The sequence below is a fragment of the Citrobacter sp. S-77 genome (assembly GCF_963864895.1).
Lineage (GTDB): Bacteria > Pseudomonadota > Gammaproteobacteria > Enterobacterales > Enterobacteriaceae > Citrobacter > Citrobacter murliniae.
The window spans coordinates 1-1146 of sequence record NZ_CAWLWU010000023.1 but is presented as its reverse complement, the minus strand read 5'-3'; the positions used below and the strand labels follow the sequence as shown (position 1 = coordinate 1146).

1 protein-coding gene and 1 pseudogene are annotated in these 1146 nt (G+C 35.2%); both read left to right on the top strand.

Features of this window, described 5'->3' with window-relative positions; genetic code table 11:
* Positions 1-411, top strand: a pseudogene (locus AACS05_RS24860) (hypothetical protein); the annotation flags it as partial.
* A gap of 378 nt (positions 412-789) precedes the next feature.
* A complete protein-coding gene (locus AACS05_RS24855) occupies positions 790-1062 on the top strand; it encodes a PapB/FocB family fimbrial expression transcriptional regulator (RefSeq protein WP_045438152.1) in 273 nt (90 codons plus the stop codon).
* Positions 1063-1146 lie beyond the last annotated feature (84 nt).

Here is a 1146-nt window from a genome sequence, read left to right as displayed (position 1 = left end):
TTAGAGCACGGGGAGTCTAGTAATACATATTTATCTACATCACTAAAGGCAGACAATAATAATTCTGCTTTTTATGGTGGTCTATTTGGAAGGAGTATGGCTAACGGACATATTGATGTTAATGGTATGTTTATTCGCTTTGGTGAGGTTAAAACATTAAATCAGCTTAGAGATGTTGCTACGCAGCATCCTTTATTAAAGGACCACCCTTTTTCTGGCTGGATAATAACTACATGGCCTATAAATTTAACTTTTCAAGAGGTTAATAACCAATTTAAGTATGGCGTCGCTGCTGCTTCTTATGTATTGGGTATTGATGCAGGTCAGACCATGGAAGCAACGTTTAACTCTCCGCTCACTGCCACAACCAAGTGGAGTGCGCCGCTCAATGTAGCTGTAACTTATAATTAAGAAAAGGAAACCACAATAAAAAAGAAAGTACTGTTTGGCATTATTACCCTGAAGTAATTGAACATCGGGCAGCTTGGCTGCCCGAGCTAAAGAAAATATTATCAGCTGCTATATATGGTTGAGTTTGTTGCAAGGTTACCCGTGGATATAGTGGATTTTTAAATCTCGGACAGAATATAAAATTAATTACTCGAAAAGTATCGATGGCAAGCAGTCGTCATTAACCATCAATGGCTTAACTAAGTAAATTTATTGGGCAGCGCTGCTGCAGGATAAATTTAACAAAGTCAGTACAAGGATGAGATGACACTCAGTGATCAAATCAATAACTTTTTAAAGGGAAGTATACTCAGCCCTGTTAATTACAGGAGGTAATGAATGGTAAGATATGAAAAAATAAGCAAGCTTGAACCTGGCACGGTAGAACAGGAACATTTTTCATTATTAATCAACATATCATCAATCCGAAGCAGGAAAGTAATCCATGCCCTTGAAGATTATTTTGTTAATGGAGTAAAAAGAAAAATTATCTGTGAAAGATATAATGTTAACCCAGGTTATCTTTCTTTAAAAATAAGAGAGATTCAGAGTGTTAGCTCGATGGTGTATAGAGCATTGCCATTTTATATTGATAGGCTCGTTAGAGTGTAAGTAATTATATTTATATGAAATATTTTATTTATGAGTGTTTTTAATAATTTTATTTGGAAGTCACGTTCTTATTCATAGTGAGAT

Bases quoted from the DNA above. Each gene is read 5' to 3' on its own strand.
- AACS05_RS24855 (WP_045438152.1), top strand. From the start codon at position 790: ATGGTAAGATATGAAAAAATAAGCAAGCTTGAACCTGGCACGGTAGAA.